Raw genomic sequence first — 14,797 nt, 5'->3', positions numbered from 1 at the left:
ACGGCAATCCAAGTTTTCTGCGCTGCACGGGCTGATCGACGAACTTGGGTTCCCGCCTTCGCGGGAAGTCGTTTCTGCCAATGGCAGGAACGACGGTATAAGTAAATCATTTATAAGGCAGCACATGTTCTTAAATCAGGAAATCATCCGCAAAAAACGCGATGGCGGCGCTCTCTCGGCTGAAGAGATCCAGTTCTTCGTGCGCGGCATTACCGACGGCAGCGTCACCGAAGGCCAGATCGCGGCACTCGCGATGGCCGTCTTTTTCAACGACATGAACATGGATGAACGCGTGGCCTTCACCCTGGCCATGCGCGATTCCGGCCAGGTCATGGAATGGCGTTCGCTGAACCTGCCAGGCCCGGTGGTCGACAAGCACTCCACCGGCGGCGTGGGCGACGTGGTGTCCCTGATGCTCGGACCGATGATTGCAGCCTGCGGCGGCTTCGTGCCGATGATCTCCGGCCGTGGCCTGGGCCACACCGGCGGCACGCTCGACAAGTTCGATTCGATTCCCGGCTACTGCACCGTGCCCGATCCGGAATTGTTCCGCACCGTGGTCAAGGACGTGGGCGTGGCCATCATCGGCCAGACTGCGCAACTGGCGCCGTCGGACAAGCGTTTCTACAGCATCCGCGACACCACCGCGACGGTGGAATCGGTGGCCATGATCACCGGTTCGATCCTGTCGAAGAAGCTGTCGGCCGGGCTGGACGCGCTGGTGATGGATGTGAAGGTCGGCACCGGCGCCTTCATGCCGAGTTACGACAAATCGGTCGAACTGGCCGAGAGCATTGTCGCTGTCGGTAATGGCGCGGGCACGCGTACGTCGGCGCTGCTGACCGAGATGAACGAGTCGCTTGGCCCGGTGGCCGGCAACGCGCTGGAAGTGCGCCTGGCGATGGATTACCTGACCGGCCGTTCGCGTCCGGCGCGCCTGCACGAAGTGACGATGGCGCTGTGCGCCGAGATGCTGGTACTGGGCAAACTGGCCGCCAACGAAACCGAAGCGCGCGCCAAGCTGCAAGCGGGGCTGGACTCCGGCGAAGCGGCCGAGCGCTTCTCGCGCATGGTGGCGGCACTGGGCGGCCCGGCCGATCTGGTCGAGCGTCCGGACGCGTATCTGGAAAAGGCGCCAATCATCGTGCCGGTACCGGCCTTGCAGGCGGGTTTTGCGACCGCGACCGATTGCCGTGGCCTTGGCCTGGCGGTGGTCAGCCTGGGTGGCGGACGTCGCCGTCCGCAAGACGCGATCGACTTTGCCGTTGGTTTGACCGGGCTGGTGGAGCTGGGCGACGCGATTGCGGTCGGCCAGCCGTTGGCGATGGTCCACGCGCGCACGCAGGCTGCGGCCGAACAGGCGGTGCGTGAGGTGCAGGCTGCGTACAAGGTTGGCGATACCAAGCCGGCGGCGAATCCGATCATTTACCGCACGATCCGCCCATAACGCGTCGTCCGCGCGCAGGGCCAGGCGCCCTCGCGGTAACCCAAGTCTTCAACGCAGCCGTCGGCTGCGGAGCTGACTTGGGGGGGACGCATGCGTTCCCGCCTGCGCGGGTGCGACGGAGCAAGTGGCGCGGGAACTAACAAGGAACACCATGAAATACGAAAAGCTCATCACCGAAGCCACCGCGGCACGTCTGCTGGCCTACACCCCGTACTCGAACTTCCAGGTCGGTGCCGCCCTCGAATGCAAGGACGGCCGCATTTTCCGTGGCTGTAACGTCGAAAACGCCTCCTACGGCTTGTGCAACTGCGCCGAGCGCACCGCCTTTTTCAGCGCGCTCGCCCACGGCTACAAACCCGGCGACTTCGCCGCGCTGGCCGTTATCGGCCAGACCGACGGCCCGATCGCCCCGTGCGGCGCCTGCCGTCAAGTCATCCTTGAACTGGGCGGTAACGACCTGCCCATCGTGTTGACCAACCTGAATGGCGACATTCTCGAAACGACGGCGGCGGCCCAGCTTCCGAATGCGTTCGGCGGCCGGGACCTGAAGAAGTAAGCTTTGAAAAAAACCATCGATGTACAGGCCGCGGTAGCCCTTGCGGCCATTGAAGCCATCGCCGCCAAGACCCAGGGAACGTTCGGGGTCGGCGGCGTGCTGCTCGACCAGCATGGCAATGTGCTCAAGTCGCTGCAAAACAACGTGGTGCGCGACGGTCTGATTTTCGACCCGACCGCGCATGGCGAGCGCCAGCTGATCGACTGGTATTTTGCCGAACGCGCCAAAGGGCGCGCGCTGCCTCCGCCCGAGGAAATCACGCTCGTCACCTCGCTCGACCCCTGCGCCATGTGCACCGGTGCGATCCTGTCGGCCGGCTTTAATGTGGTGGTCGCCGCGCGCGATGCCAATGCCGGCATCAACCACGACGCCAGCTTCACGTTTGCGTGCCTGCCTGAAGGCCTGCGCAGCCAGGCCGCAGGCAGCTTTTTCTACCCGGCGGTGAAAGGTGCTTCGCCATTCGCGCGCGCGAGCGCCGGCGCCGCGCCGAAGTCGTTCTTCATCGGGAAAACCATCGCCGAAGCGACCCAGGCGCTTTGTTCGCTGGTGTTCGAGGCTACATCTGAAAAGGTGCAGGTCCTGCTCAATAGCGACCTGCCGCGCGAACAGTTGAAAGACCCCGCACAACTGGCACCGGACCATCCGCTGGTACGCCAGCTCAAGACCCTGTACCCGCATGCGCTGGCCTACCGCTGCACGCCGCACCTGCCGGATGCGGGCCTGGCGCCCTACCTGCTTGATGCCATCGCGCGCGACCGCCAGCAGGGCGGGGAGGGCGATGCGGTAGCCTTGCTCGATTCCTTCGGCAACCTGCTGCTGTGCTCACCTGGCCGGCGCGCACTGTCGGCAATCTGCACCGCATTCATGGAATGCACGCGCCAGTACGCGCAGCTGCGCTACACGCTGATGCAGGGCCTGGACGCGCAGGAACAGGCCACGGTCCGCCAGTACCTCGCCCATCCGAAGGAAGGCACGTTCGTCTTCGCGCGCGGGCCCGACGCCAGCGCGCACAGTTTCATGAACCTGGGCGCTTATGGTTCGACCATGGAAGGGCCGCTGCCGGCGGATAACCCGGCCCAGTTCCAGTATGTGAGCGCATCGCTGCCCGACGCGCAGCTCGATGCGATCTGCGCGCACATGCCGCCGCTGTACAGCGGTATCATCCGCATCCGTCCGGTGCGGGTGGCCGACCAGGCGCTGGTGGCGGCGCTGTCGGCGCCTGCGCCCGTCATGCAGCCGTGATATCGGCCTGCATCATCCCGAAGATATTCCCGTCCGGGTCCTTGACGTAGGCCAGCCAGCCGATCCCCGGCACCGCCTTCTTGGGCACGCACACCACGCCATGCAACGAGCCCGATGCGGCTTTCGCCAGCGAGACGTCGATGTCCTCCACGTCCACCGTGATGACGAAGGCGTTGACGGCGGCCTGGCTCTCGGGCAGCGGGCCGCGGCGCGGCAGCAGGCCGCCGTTGATGCCCGGCTGGTCTTCCGGTCCGGTGTGCACCATCCAGTAGTCGCCACCCTCCCATTTGTTGAAGGTCCAGCCGAACAGGCCATGGTAAAAGTCGATCATGGCCGGCGGGTCGGATGCCTGGATTTCGAAGTGGACTGCACGTGACATGGTGTGCTCCTCGATGGCGGTTTTATTCGAACGGGTCGTAGGTGCCGAAGGTCCAGACGTGGCCTTCCAGGTCGCGGCAGGTAAAACTGCGCCCGCCGTAGTCTTCATCCTTGATGTCCATGACGATCTGCGCGCGTGCCGAGATGGTACGGTCGTAGACGGCGTCGGCGTCGGCAACGACCACGCAGATGGTCTGGGTTTGCGCGCCGCCGATTTCGTCGGGCTGCTTCATCAGTTTGCCGTACTCGGAATCGACGGCCGACGCCGAGCCGAGCATCACCATGCCGTTGCCGAATGCCAATTGCGCATGCAGGATGGTGTTATTGTCGCCGGGAACAACCAGTTGTTTTTCGAAGCCGAAAGTGCTGCAGAGCCATTCGATGGCGGCCGGCGCGTTACGGTAGCGCAAGCAGGGGATGACATTGGCGCGGGTTTGCTTGGGTGTGACTGACATGTTCCTTCTCCTGGTTAGGTGATCGGAAAAGCAGGGTATATGGTACTGGATTATTTGATATCCGGGTGCGCGTCCCCGCCGCTACATTTGCTGGAACAGATGCGTGTGATTGCGGCTCACTTCCAGCAGCGCGGGATGATTGCGCACCTTGAGCATCTGGCGGCCACGGTCGTCGCGCGTGACCTCGGCGATGGCATCGACCCGCACCAGGGTGGAACGGTGGATGCGCCAGAATTCGTCCGGATCGAGTTCGTCGGCCAGTTCCTTGAGCGTCTTGCGGATCAGCAGTTCGGCCTGCGCCGTCTGCACCAGGGTGTACTTTTCGTCGGACTGGAAGTACAGCACTTCGCGGGTGCTGATCATGCGCAGGTTGCTGCCGACCTGCGCCTGGATCCAGCGCAGGTAAGCGGGCTTTTTCGATTCGCCCTGCTGCAAGATATGGGTCAGCTGGCGCAGCTGCTCGCCGATGTTTTCCGGGGCTTTGGTCAGGCGCGTGCGCAGCCGCTCGCACGTCAGGCGCAGGCGCTCGGCCACCACGGGCTTGAGCAGGTAGTCCATCGCGCCCTGCTCGAAGGCGTCCAGCGCGTACTGGTCGTAGGCGGTCACGAACACGATGTGGCACTGGTTGTAGAGCTGCCGCGCGGCGTCGATGCCGCCCTGGCCCGGCATGCGGATGTCGAGGAACACGATGTCGGGCTGGAGCTGCGCCGCCATGGCGACCGCATCGAGGCCATTCGAGGCCTCGCCCACGATCGCCAGGTCCGGCCACACCTCGGCCAGGCGCGCGCGCAGCTGGTCGCGCATGGGGGATTCATCGTCGACGATCAAGGCGCTGACAGTGGCCATTTCAGTTGGTCTCCTGGGAAGAATGGGGCACGCGCAGCGATGCCAGGGCGCCGCCCTCAAGCGGCATTTCGATCACCAGCTCGGCGCGCGCGCCGAACAGCAGGAACAGGCGCTCGCGGATATTCGCCAGGCCCACGCCATCGCCCGCGTGCATGTTGAAGCCGACACCATTGTCGCGCACATCGACATGCATGGCGTCGTCCACCAGGCGCGCGCCAACGTCGATGCGGCCGCCCTCGATCTTCGGTTCCAGGCCGTGCTTGATGGCGTTCTCGATCAGGGTTTGCAGCATCATCGGCGGAAAAGGCAGGTGCTCCAGCTGCGCGGGCACGTCGAAACTGACCGTCAGCCTCTCCTTCATGCGCGCCTGCATGATGGCCAGGTAGGCGCGCGAGAGCTGGACCTGGCGCCCCAGCGTGCCGCCGCCGGCGGCGCGCATCTGCGGCAGGGTGGAGCGCAGGTATTCGATCAGGTGCATGTGGATGCGCGCGGCCTGCGGCGGATCGGTTTCGATCAGCTGGCCGATCAGGGCCAGGGTATTGAACAGGAAATGCGGCTCGATCTGCGCCTGCAAGGTCGCCATCTGCGCTTCGAGCAGGCGCCGTTCGAGTTCGGCGACGCTCGCTTTCGCGGTCGCTTCCTTGGCCATCAGCTCGGCCTTGCGCTTGCCGCCGGCGAGCACTTTCACGCCGTACGACAGGATCACGTACCACACCGCCGGTTCGGGCAGGGTCAAAATCAGGCCGAAGGCCATGGCCAGGAACCAGGTGATGAACAGTTGCCGCCATTCCACCAAGGCAAGCCAGTCGAAGAAGTTCCACCATAACACCGTGGCTTGCGCGAGGGAATCGCGCAGGAAATCCATCGCCTTGTTCAACTGGCTGGCATTCACGCTGTTATTCGCCTTCTGGCTTCACGGGTGTGAAGGGCGTGGCGGGGCCGCGGGTGGCGCGCTCGGTGACATAGCCGTTCACCAGTTTGATGACCATGAACAGCACGAACAGGGTCAGTACCAGCGGCACGATAGTGAGCAGCAGGGCCAGGCCGACGGCGCTGAGCAGCAGGGTGGGCCAGGACATCGTGGCGATCGCGCTGACGGCGTAGCGGGCTGCCTTGGCCAAGGTGCGGCCGAGGTCTTCGAGGCTGGCAAAAAAGGATGTAAAGGCAGGGTTGTTCATTTGCTTCTCCAGAGGAGGGTTGTCGATGGAGAGACTGTAACAAGTGGCGCGCGAATGCTCTACCGCTGTCCGATGAAGTGCATAAACGGGGTAGTGACCGGTTTGAAGACGCGATAAACGGCTGGCGATTGCTATTTCACCAACGAAAGACGCACATTCAAGCCATGTCGATGACGTTGCCGCCGTCATCGTCGGCAATGACCAGCATCTCGCCAGGTCCCGGCGCGGCAATGATCAACGCGCCGCCGGAGGCCCAGATCGCGCTGCGGCCGGCGCTCTCGTACCCGCCCGAGGCGTGCGCGTGATTGGCCATCAGGACCCCCATCCCGAACAGCTTTGCGTATCCGGCCAGCTGTCCGCTGTCCTTGTCGTAGCCGCCGGCCGAGATCAATGAGCCGGCCGCATACAGCCCGGCCCCGGCCACCGCGGCGGCGTGCGCGTGCTGCTGCTGGCCGGTATCGGCGCAAATCGCCAGCGCGACCTTCACGCCGCGCACATCGTGCAGCTGGCTGATTGCGCTGCCGGCCGTGACGTGCCGCTCCTCGCCGGCGTGCAGGAAGTGCTTGCGGTAGACCGACGTGCGCCCGTCCGCATGAAAGGTGATGGCGCCAATGCCGGGCAGCGCGCCGGCGTTGGCCAGCGGCGCGCCCACCACCACGGTCATCCTGGCCTTGAGTGCGCGCCCGCGCAGCGGCGCAAGCCGGTCGTCGTCGGCCTTGAGCGCGCAGGCGGCCATGCCGGCCAGCTCATAGCCGCACAGCGACAGTTCGGGGAATACCAGCAACTGCACGCCAGCCTCGCCGGCGGCGTCGATAAAGGCCAGATGGCGCACCACGTTGGCCGCGATATCGAGCGGCATGGACGCCGATTGCGCCGCCGCATAGCGCAGGCCGGCCATCAGCTGTTCTCCCAGCCGCGCCGAAGCAGGCCGTAGAAGACGGTATCGCAGATTTCGCCGTTGACGATCCAGCGCTCCGGCATGTAGCCCTCTTTTTGAAAACCCATGCGCTCGAGCAGCTTGGCCGACGCCAGATTGCGCGGGTCGATATCGGCTTCGATGCGGTTCATGTTCATTTCCCTGAACAGGTAGTCGAGGGTGGCGCGCATCGCTTCGCTCAGGTAGCCCTGGCCCCAGTGAGCGCTGGCCAGGGCGTAGCCGATTTCGCAGCGGCGGTTCTGCGCGTGGAAGGCGTGCGGTTTGATGGTGCCAATCAGCTTGCCCGTGTCGCGCAGGACAAGAGCGAGTTGCATGCCGTTGCCGCTGCTGTAGCCGTCGAGCGCGCGCGCGATGTCGGCGTCGCCCTGCGCCGGATCGGTCCAGGCGGTGCCGCTGAAGTAGCGCATCACGGCCGGGTCGGAGTGGATTGTGTAGAGCGCCTGGGTATCGCTGGCGTGCAGAAAACGCAGCGTCAGGCGTTCGGTCTGTAGTGTGACGGGAGCAAGTTCTGGCATGGGGCAAGCGGGCAGGATGGGTAATTGGCAAGAATACACCAATGCTGCGTTTCAGGTATTCCGCTGTCGTCATTCGACATCGCTTCTTTCCTGGCGACAAAAACAGCACGACCTGATCCCACGCGTACCCAAGGCATGGTCCTACCTGTCTGGATAGCTTGCGGTGTAAGAATAACTGTTCGTTATCATCTTCAGGAGACAGGCATGAAAACCAGACTCGCGATTTCCCTTGTTGCACTCATGGTCGGCGGCGCAGCATGGGCGCAAAGCCAGAGCGGCACCGGCACCGCTGGCGCGAACAGTGGCACGAATGCGACCGGCACGAACACGCGCGAGCGCGCCACGCCGGCCAATCCGGACCGCCAGCCTCGTAGCGGCATCAAACCGCGCCAGAACCGCGACAAGTCGCAGGAAGAGCGCGATGTGATCACCGATCCGCGCGACACGACCAACAGCAGCACCAGTGCCAACACCAATCCCGCGCGTGATGCGGACATGACGGGCACCACCAGCGGCACCGAAATGCGCGGCTCGTCCGGCACCAGCGGCAGTACCGGCAGCAGCAATCCGCCGGTTACCGGCAGGTCCGGCAAGCGCGGCATGGACAGCACCGGCGCGGCCACCGGCACCTCAAGCACCGACAAGAAGCCCACGGTGCCGCCGACCCGCTGACCGGCCACACGCGCAAGCGGTAGCCGCGCCCTCCATCGTCGCTTGGCGATGCAGGGCGCGCTGTCATCGTCCGATCAACACGACCGTATACCCGCCTACGATTTCTCCTCCGATCCTCTGGCGCACGCGCAGTACCTGCGCTTCGCCACGCTTGATGTCGGCAATGCTGGCGTGGAAGGGGATGGCTTGCCGCTCGCATCCGCGCAGCACATCCTCGGCCGGCAGCAGCAGCTTGCTGCGCGCATCGAACGGAATATCGCTCAAGCGCTGCCTGCGCGCCTGGCCCACCGTGGCCGGCAGCAGACCGTAGGCCACCGGATTGGCCGGGGTGACCAGGCCGGGATCGGCCAGGCCCGTGTACAGCTTGAGCCAGTCCATGGTGTCCGGTGCGTCGAGGGTCGCTTCGATCCGCGCCGGCCCGGGGTTGGCCAGATAGCCCAGGTTCAGCGCCAGGTCGACCGCCGCCGGCGAGGATGATGGAGTGACGGCGATATTGCGCTGCCCGATATGGCGGTCCGCCGTGGCCGAGAACTGGTCGGGCGCGACGGCGTCGAGTATCGGTTCGTGCACCCGCACCACCAGGCATTCGTGGCCGCCGTTGACGAAGGCCGGCACCCAGCTTTGCGGACACTTGACGATGGCGTGGCAGCCGTGGCTCAGGTAGCGGCCGTCCGGGCCATTCACGACGCGCCATTCGGTGTGGTTGTTGAAGCGGTTGCCAAGGTCGACCCAGGTGGCGCCGATGAAGTTGGCGTCGGCGCGCGAGATGCCCAGCGTGGGGTCGAACCAGTAGAATTCCACGCGCACCCGCAGCGCCGGCGCTTTGCCCAGGTTCCAGACGTGCGCATACAAGGTGTTGGGCGCGTTGGCGCGCGCGATGCCGCCCACCGTGGCCGGCTGCACCGGCGCGCTGGCCGCGTCCTGGTTGGGCACCACGTAGATATCGGGCGACTCCCATAACACGCCGTTCAGCGGGCGCGCGCCGTTGTCGCCGCCGTTGGCGCGGATCAGGAGGAACGGCAGGAATTCATCCTTGCGCGGACCGAAGGTCGGACCGTTCTGGAGGATGCCCTGCACCTGGCCGTGGAACCACGGGATTTCGGCCGGACTGCCTGGCGGCGGGCGGTTGACGGTTTCGGGCCGCTGCGGCGCCGTCTTGACCGGGGGCGGCGGATCGGCTTGCGGCAGTTCGACCGTGCCGGGGAACGGGCAGCGCGGCGGCGGACACACCGGCCCGTGCGGCGGCTGGCACGGATCGTGGCCGCAGCGGCACTGCCGGCAGGGCACTTGCGGCGTGCCCTGCGCGTGGCAGGTGCAGGCGCGGTCTTGGTCGGATGGTTTCATGATGCCCCCCTGTCGTCGTCACTGTCTTTGCCGCCGGCGCCGCGCGCCAGTGCCGCCAGGATGCCGCTGCCCACATCCACGCCGCAGCCGGGGTTGCTTACGCCCGCTTCGAGAAAGTAGATATTCAAGGGCACCGACGGGTTGTGCAGCGTCGCTGGTTCGGCCTGCGATGGCCAGGTGCACGGCGGCTGGAACTCGAAGCCTTCGGGATCTTTGACCCCGCCGGGGGCGAGGCTGCGCGCGAAGTCCCAGGTGTGGTAGCCGTAGCCACGGTCCGCGTCCAGATTCCAGTCGACCAGCGGCACGGTGGGGCCGCCGCCCGGCTGCGGATTCTGGCGCGAATTGAGCCAGATCAGATAACTCGAAAAGCCGACCGCGTCGCCCAGGTGGCGATTCGCGCGCAGGGCCGGGCCGACCGCATCGGCCGCTTGCGGCGTGGCCGCGTTTTCGAGGTCATCGCGGATCTGCGGGTCGGCGCCCACGTTCTGGAACAGCACATCCGGGTTGGCGCGGCGCGGGTGCGGCCCGACGAAGGTGTGAGCAAGCTCCATGCCCGCTTCCTTGGGATACTGCCACGGATGCTCATACTCCGAGCGCGGATGCTGGCGCGGGTAGGACTTGTCCTGGAAGGGCGCCAGGTCGAGTACGTGCGTGTCGAAGTCAGGCAGCACGTTGCCTACATCGTTCAGCACGCCGGCAAATGCCTGCGCATCGGGCATATCGACCGTGATCAGGCCGACCGTGATTTCGTCGGCCATCGGCAGCAGGTAGCCCGACATGACCAGCACGGCGCGGAACGATTTGAGCAAGTGGAACAGCGGCAGTTCGAGCGCGTAGTAGAGGCCCAGGCGCAGCGGATAGGTGACGATGTCGGCCAGGATCGCCCACGGCAGGGTCGCCAGGTACACGGCCACCTGTACGATATACAGCAGCACCTTGATGATCGAGAGGATGAAGTCGAGCAGGTCGTCCCACCAGTTGCCGTCGCTGCCCCCGGCGCCGGGCGCGCTGGCCTGCGGATCGTTAAAGGTGGGGAACTGCAGGTTGGGGAACACGTCGGGCGGTGGCGGCGGTTCGTGCGCGAAGCCGTCGACGGTGGTCATCTTGAGGAAGGAGAACAGCAGGCGGTAACAGGAGGCGATCAGGTCTTCGCCCGGCTTGCCGTCATCCTCGCTCAGGATGCGCGGGTGCGCGCCGTCCTTGTAGTAGATCGCGGTGATGGTCTCGTGCAGCAGTTTGGCGATCGGGTCGGCCAGCTCCGAATCGACGTCGAGCAGGCGGCGCCGGGTCCAGTTCTCGCGCAGCGTGTTACCGCCCGGGTAGGCGGGGCGGGTCACGCCGGCGCCATCGTTTTCGCGGAAGGCGATGTCGAAGTAGAGCGCCGATTCGGTCAGCTGCGGGTACTGGCCGCCGCGCGCCGGCCCGGCGCCGTCGCGCAGGTAGCGGAAGGCGTCCATGTGGTTTTCCACCAGGTGGTGGCGCTGCCAGTGCAGCCGGAACGGCCCGCCCGAAATGGCGTTGACCAGCGCATGGCCGGTGACATCGGTGCCGACGTGCGTCATGTAGCCGAGCGCGTAGGCGCGCGCCTTGTCTTGCTGGTCCTTCGACTCGAATCTGGCCGCCTGGTTCCACAGTTCGCGCGCGAACTGGTCGGTGCGGCGGTAGTGCAGCATGTCCGACCAGAGGAAGGCCTGTTCGTCGAAGCCCTTGTTCAGGCCCAGCGAAAAATACTCGAACCAGTCGCGTCTGGTCACGGCAAAGTCTTCCAGCGCGGTGATCAGGATGCTGGACAGTTCGCCCGCGATATTGCCCACGCTCTCGGACAGGCCGCCGGTCAGCCGACTCAGTTCCTCGGCGGCGTTTTCGGTAATCGGCCCGAGATAACGTTCGTATTTTTCGATGTAGGGATCGAGCGCGTCATACAGCGTTTCAAGCGTGCGCAGCACCAGGATCAGGGCGCTCGATAGCGGAAACGGTCCCTGGTTGCGAAAGTCGGGCAGGAAGAAAAACAGGTCCGGCCCGATGGCGCCAAGGCTGGCGAAGTTGGGATGGCGCTGCATGATGCGCGCCAGTTCGGCGGTGTCGGCGCCGGTCCATTCGGGGTTGATGCGCGCGCTGGCGGCAGGTCGGAAATTGCCGCGCCCGAGCGCACGGGCGGTCGCGCGCATGGCGCTGATGTGTATATACGGTCCGGGCATGATGCCCTCCACAAATGCGGTCGTCGGTCGGAACCAGGGGACTGGTTGGTCGTCTGCATTTGTAACGGTAGACCTGCGCTACCACGCCGCCCTGTGGCATCGCAAAGGCGGCGCGATTGACGGGATCGCCTCAGTTGGCGGGCTTGCCAGTCTCGGCAGCAACAATGCCGAAGCGCACGCGATAGCGTATTGTGTTGATCCGTTTCGCGCCTTCGAGTTGGACGTAGGCAGCTTCGTCGCCACCATCCGGCCCGCCACCGACACCGCGCGTGGCGTATCCCCAATCTTCATCGCCGTAGGTGCCGGAACGACCGACCGTCATGCCCAGCTCCTCGACCTGCGACACGAACGACAGCCGGACCCCGGATTCCGATGCGATGAGCTGCGCCTTGCCGCGCGCATCGGCAAGCGCCGCCGCGTGGGCTTGCGCGCGCTCGGCGTCGGACGCTTCGAATTGCGGCTTGAGCATGGACACGTTCAGGGTGTAGCGCTGATGCTCGAAAATCGGTTGCAGCGCGTCGAGCGCGGTGTACAGGCGCTTCGCTTCCGAACATGCGATCAAAATCTTGAATGCGCGTTCCTGCCCCGGTTTGCTCTTCTTCCAGAACCACGGTTGCCAGGTGGCGTTGCCGCCCTCGCTCATTTCGTCGGGGGCTATGCCCGAGCTTTTGAGGACGCGAATGCAATCGTCGCGCAGCGCGCCGGCTTCGCTGATGGCGGTGTCGGCCTGCGCCGCGCGCACCGACAGCGACAGGTCGGCGCGGTACGTGGTCACTTGTTCGACCAGCGAGGACTGGCCGGTTACTTCAATATATGAATCCATGGTGGTGTCGTTATGCTTTCAGGAGATTGGTCCGGGGCAGCAATCATACGTGAACGCCGGCACGCGGGTCCGCAATGGCCACCGCCGACAGCACCATATGGGTGATCATGGCCTCGGCATCGTCGAAGTCCTTGCGCGAGAGCTGTTTGCGGTTCAGCACCAGTGCCATCTGCGCCGAAAAATCGGCATACGACTGGGTCATCGCCCAGATGGCGAACAGCAGGTGGGTGGCGTTGATCGGGCCGATGCGGCCGTCGCCGATCCAGCGTTCGAACACCTCGATATCCTTGCGCAGCAGCGGCACCACCCGGCTCTGGATCTGCTGCCCGTACAGCTGCGCGCCGCCGATCACTTCCATCGCATACACGCGCGAGGCCCACGGCTGTTCGCGCGAAAAGCGCAGCTTGGCCTGGATGTAGGCGCGCAGCACGTCGCGCGGTTCCTGGTCCGGGTCGGCCAGGGTGGCCATGCGCGCCAGCCAGTCGTCGAGCACGCCATCGAGCACGCGTTCATACAGCGCCTGCTTGGTCGGAAAATAGTACATCAGGTTCTGCTTCGACAGGCCGGCCTGCTCGGCGATGGTGGCGATCGAGCTGCCTTCGTAGCCGCATTCGGCAAACACGCGCACGGCAACGTCGGTGATGTCGGCTTCGAGCTTGTCGCGATTGAGAATGCGGCGCTTGACGGCGGGGCTGTGCGGTGCGGTGACGGTCTTGATGGCGGCCATGGTGACTTTCAGCATTGCGATTGCAGGAACTGGACCAGCTGGGGCGCATCGGCGGCATACGCCACGTTGAAGCGGAACCAGATGCTGGGGGACGGGCGCAGCATGAAAAATTCGTACGGCGAGAGCAGGATGCCGGCGCGCAGCGCGCGGTCGGCAATCACCTTGCCGTTGAACTCCGGCGTGGGCGCTTGCGGCCAGCCGGCGCTGACGAACATGCCGCCGCGCGGCTTGGCCAGCGGCTCCATGCCCGCCTCGCGCAGTCGTTCGATGGTGCGCTCGCGGCCCGACTGCAATTGGTCGGTCAGGCGTTCCAGCATGCGCTTGTAGGGCCGCGCCGAGATGGCGTGGTACACGGCGCGCTCGTTGATCTCGGAGGTGGTCAGCCCGGTCAGCATTTTCACGCGCAGCAGTTCGGGAATGAGCGAATTCGATGCGCAGATCGAGCCAACCCGCAGCACCGGCGAGAGGGTCTTGGAAAAACTGCCGACCCGGATCACGCGCCGCAAGCCGTCCATGGCGGCCAGCGAGGCGTCGCCGCCGGCGGCCAGTTCGCGGTAGATGTCGTCTTCCACCAGCCAGAAGTCGAACTGCTCTGCGGCCAGCAGCAGCCGGTGCGCCTGCGCCTGGGTGAGCGAGGTGCCGAGCGGATTTTGCAGCACGGTGTTGACGAACATGAGCTTGGGCTGGAGCGCCGCCGCCTGCGCCGTCAAGACCTCCATATCGAGTCCGTCCGGTCCGCGCGCAATGCCGACCGCGATGCAGCCGTGATGGCGGATCAGCGAGAGCAGGTTGCTGTAGCCCGGGTCTTCGACAAACACCGTGTCGCCCGGCTTGGTCAAGGTGCGCAGGATCAGGTCGAAGGCGTGGGTGGCGCCGTGGGTGAGCAAAACCTGGTCCGGGCTGGCCGCGAACAGATCGTCGGCGAGCGTGGCGGCCATGTGCTGGCGCAGCGTGGGAAAGCCGAGCGGATGGCCGTAGCCGCGCAGGCGGCTGGCCGGAATTTTCATCGCGTGGCGCACCGCGTCGAGCACCGTGTCGTCGCCATACCATTCGGGCGGCAGCCAGCCCGCACCGACCGGCAGCGCGTCCGACACGCCGGAATACAGGTCGGGGGTGAGGGCGTCGATGGCGGCGGGCGTCGCTTGCAGCGCCAGTTGCTGCGGCGCGCTGGCCGCCTCGCTGCGGGCGACGAAAAAGCCCGAACCGCGGCGTGAACTTAACAGGCCGAGCGTGAGCAGGCGGTCGTACGACTCCACCACCGTGAAGGTGCTCACCCCATTACACTTTGCGAAGCGTCGAACCGAGGGCATCTTGGTCCCCACGCGCAGTTCGCGCCGGTTTACCATCTGCGTGATGGCCGCAACGATCTGGTCGACCAGCCCGCCGCGCTTGCTGCGCTCGATCGCCAGCACCGGCCAGCCATCTCCGCAATTGCCAGGAGGCACTTCCTCATGCAAAACGTCGCTGTCATCCATCCAC

16 protein-coding genes are annotated in these 14,797 nt (G+C 65.3%); 4 read left to right on the top strand and 12 right to left on the bottom strand.

What is annotated here, in order from left to right; translation table 11 throughout:
* Window positions 1-124 precede the first annotated feature (124 nt).
* From deoA to F2P44_RS09970, 3 genes are all read left to right on the top strand, one after another.
* Complete coding sequence (gene deoA / locus F2P44_RS09980) at window positions 125-1,447, top strand: thymidine phosphorylase (protein WP_167086540.1); 1,323 nt, start codon at window positions 125-127, stop codon at window positions 1,445-1,447.
* 151 nt (window positions 1,448-1,598) lie between these two features.
* Window positions 1,599-2,003: a cytidine deaminase gene (locus F2P44_RS09975; protein WP_167086539.1), complete on the top strand. Its 405-nt coding sequence runs from the start codon at window positions 1,599-1,601 to the stop codon at window positions 2,001-2,003.
* Between the two features lie 3 nt (window positions 2,004-2,006).
* Entirely contained in the window at window positions 2,007-3,245 is a 1,239-nt protein-coding gene (locus F2P44_RS09970; protein ID WP_167086538.1) for a nucleoside deaminase, read from the top strand.
* Here F2P44_RS09970 and F2P44_RS09965 read toward each other — a convergent pair.
* From F2P44_RS09965 to F2P44_RS09935, 7 genes are all read right to left on the bottom strand, one after another.
* Window positions 3,232-3,624, bottom strand: a complete 393-nt coding sequence (locus F2P44_RS09965; protein ID WP_167086537.1) for a VOC family protein — start codon at window positions 3,622-3,624, stop codon at window positions 3,232-3,234. The two genes, F2P44_RS09970 and F2P44_RS09965, sit on opposite strands and share 14 nt — an antisense overlap.
* 22 nt (window positions 3,625-3,646) lie before the next feature.
* Complete coding sequence (locus F2P44_RS09960) at window positions 3,647-4,078, bottom strand: VOC family protein (RefSeq protein WP_167086536.1); 432 nt, start codon at window positions 4,076-4,078, stop codon at window positions 3,647-3,649.
* Window positions 4,079-4,159: 81 nt separating this feature from the next.
* A complete protein-coding gene (locus tag F2P44_RS09955; RefSeq protein WP_167086535.1) occupies window positions 4,160-4,924 on the bottom strand; it encodes a LytR/AlgR family response regulator transcription factor in 765 nt (254 codons plus the stop codon).
* Between the two features lies 1 nt (window position 4,925).
* Window positions 4,926-5,816, bottom strand: coding sequence for a sensor histidine kinase (locus tag F2P44_RS09950; protein WP_167086534.1), 891 nt, complete (start codon window positions 5,814-5,816; stop codon window positions 4,926-4,928).
* Window positions 5,817-5,820: 4 nt separating this feature from the next.
* Window positions 5,821-6,102, bottom strand: a complete 282-nt coding sequence (locus F2P44_RS09945) for a hypothetical protein (RefSeq protein WP_187363279.1) — start codon at window positions 6,100-6,102, stop codon at window positions 5,821-5,823.
* Between the two features lie 157 nt (window positions 6,103-6,259).
* The gene (locus F2P44_RS09940) at window positions 6,260-7,000 is read right to left on the bottom strand and encodes a carbon-nitrogen hydrolase family protein (protein WP_187363278.1); all 741 of its coding nucleotides are present in this window, start codon (window positions 6,998-7,000) and stop codon (window positions 6,260-6,262) included.
* Window positions 7,000-7,554, bottom strand: a complete 555-nt coding sequence (locus F2P44_RS09935; protein WP_167086533.1) for a GNAT family N-acetyltransferase — start codon at window positions 7,552-7,554, stop codon at window positions 7,000-7,002. The genes F2P44_RS09940 and F2P44_RS09935 overlap by 1 nt, the downstream gene beginning before the upstream one ends.
* Before the next feature lie 204 nt (window positions 7,555-7,758).
* Here F2P44_RS09935 and F2P44_RS09930 point away from each other — a divergent pair, with 204 nt between their 5' ends.
* Window positions 7,759-8,226 carry a hypothetical protein gene (locus tag F2P44_RS09930; protein WP_167086532.1) on the top strand — a complete coding sequence of 156 codons (468 nt, stop codon included), beginning with the start codon at window positions 7,759-7,761 and terminating at the stop codon, window positions 8,224-8,226.
* Between the two features lie 63 nt (window positions 8,227-8,289).
* Here F2P44_RS09930 and F2P44_RS09925 read toward each other — a convergent pair whose 3' ends face one another.
* From F2P44_RS09925 to F2P44_RS09905, 5 genes are all read right to left on the bottom strand, one after another.
* A complete protein-coding gene (locus tag F2P44_RS09925; RefSeq protein WP_167086531.1) occupies window positions 8,290-9,570 on the bottom strand; it encodes a hypothetical protein in 1,281 nt (426 codons plus the stop codon).
* Window positions 9,567-11,768, bottom strand: coding sequence for a zinc dependent phospholipase C family protein (locus tag F2P44_RS09920; RefSeq protein ID WP_167086530.1), 2,202 nt, complete (start codon window positions 11,766-11,768; stop codon window positions 9,567-9,569). Before F2P44_RS09920 ends, F2P44_RS09925 begins: the two co-directional genes overlap by 4 nt.
* A gap of 130 nt (window positions 11,769-11,898) precedes the next feature.
* The gene (locus F2P44_RS09915) at window positions 11,899-12,591 is read right to left on the bottom strand and encodes an SIMPL domain-containing protein (RefSeq protein WP_167086529.1); all 693 of its coding nucleotides are present in this window, start codon (window positions 12,589-12,591) and stop codon (window positions 11,899-11,901) included.
* A 43-nt stretch (window positions 12,592-12,634) separates the two neighbouring features.
* Window positions 12,635-13,333 (bottom strand): TetR/AcrR family transcriptional regulator, encoded by a 699-nt coding sequence (locus F2P44_RS09910; RefSeq protein ID WP_229423480.1) that lies wholly within the window; start codon window positions 13,331-13,333, stop codon window positions 12,635-12,637.
* Window positions 13,327-14,793, bottom strand: coding sequence for an aminotransferase-like domain-containing protein (locus F2P44_RS09905; RefSeq protein WP_167086528.1), 1,467 nt, complete (start codon window positions 14,791-14,793; stop codon window positions 13,327-13,329). Before F2P44_RS09905 ends, F2P44_RS09910 begins: the two co-directional genes overlap by 7 nt.
* Between the last annotated feature and the right edge of the window lie 4 nt (window positions 14,794-14,797).

Source organism: Massilia frigida, assembly GCF_011682175.1.
In the GTDB taxonomy this organism is placed as follows: domain Bacteria; phylum Pseudomonadota; class Gammaproteobacteria; order Burkholderiales; family Burkholderiaceae_D; genus Telluria_A; species Telluria_A frigida.
This window is presented reverse-complemented; position numbering and strand designations above follow the sequence as displayed.

Bases quoted from the DNA above. Each gene is read 5' to 3' on its own strand.
- F2P44_RS09960 (WP_167086536.1), bottom strand. From the start codon at position 4,078: ATGTCAGTCACACCCAAGCAAACCCGCGCCAATGTCATCCCCTGCTTG.
- F2P44_RS09940 (WP_187363278.1), bottom strand. From the start codon at position 7,000: ATGGCCGGCCTGCGCTATGCGGCGGCGCAATCGGCGTCCATGCCGCTC.
- F2P44_RS09935 (WP_167086533.1), bottom strand. From the start codon at position 7,554: ATGCCAGAACTTGCTCCCGTCACACTACAGACCGAACGCCTGACGCTG.
- F2P44_RS09975 (WP_167086539.1), top strand. From the start codon at position 1,599: ATGAAATACGAAAAGCTCATCACCGAAGCCACCGCGGCACGTCTGCTG.
- F2P44_RS09905 (WP_167086528.1), bottom strand. From the start codon at position 14,793: ATGGATGACAGCGACGTTTTGCATGAGGAAGTGCCTCCTGGCAATTGC.
- deoA (WP_167086540.1), top strand. From the start codon at position 125: ATGTTCTTAAATCAGGAAATCATCCGCAAAAAACGCGATGGCGGCGCT.
- F2P44_RS09955 (WP_167086535.1), bottom strand. From the start codon at position 4,924: ATGGCCACTGTCAGCGCCTTGATCGTCGACGATGAATCCCCCATGCGC.
- F2P44_RS09965 (WP_167086537.1), bottom strand. From the start codon at position 3,624: ATGTCACGTGCAGTCCACTTCGAAATCCAGGCATCCGACCCGCCGGCC.
- F2P44_RS09920 (WP_167086530.1), bottom strand. From the start codon at position 11,768: ATGCCCGGACCGTATATACACATCAGCGCCATGCGCGCGACCGCCCGT.
- F2P44_RS09925 (WP_167086531.1), bottom strand. From the start codon at position 9,570: ATGAAACCATCCGACCAAGACCGCGCCTGCACCTGCCACGCGCAGGGC.
- F2P44_RS09915 (WP_167086529.1), bottom strand. From the start codon at position 12,591: ATGGATTCATATATTGAAGTAACCGGCCAGTCCTCGCTGGTCGAACAA.
- F2P44_RS09945 (WP_187363279.1), bottom strand. From the start codon at position 6,102: ATGAACAACCCTGCCTTTACATCCTTTTTTGCCAGCCTCGAAGACCTC.
- F2P44_RS09910 (WP_229423480.1), bottom strand. From the start codon at position 13,333: ATGCTGAAAGTCACCATGGCCGCCATCAAGACCGTCACCGCACCGCAC.
- F2P44_RS09930 (WP_167086532.1), top strand. From the start codon at position 7,759: ATGAAAACCAGACTCGCGATTTCCCTTGTTGCACTCATGGTCGGCGGC.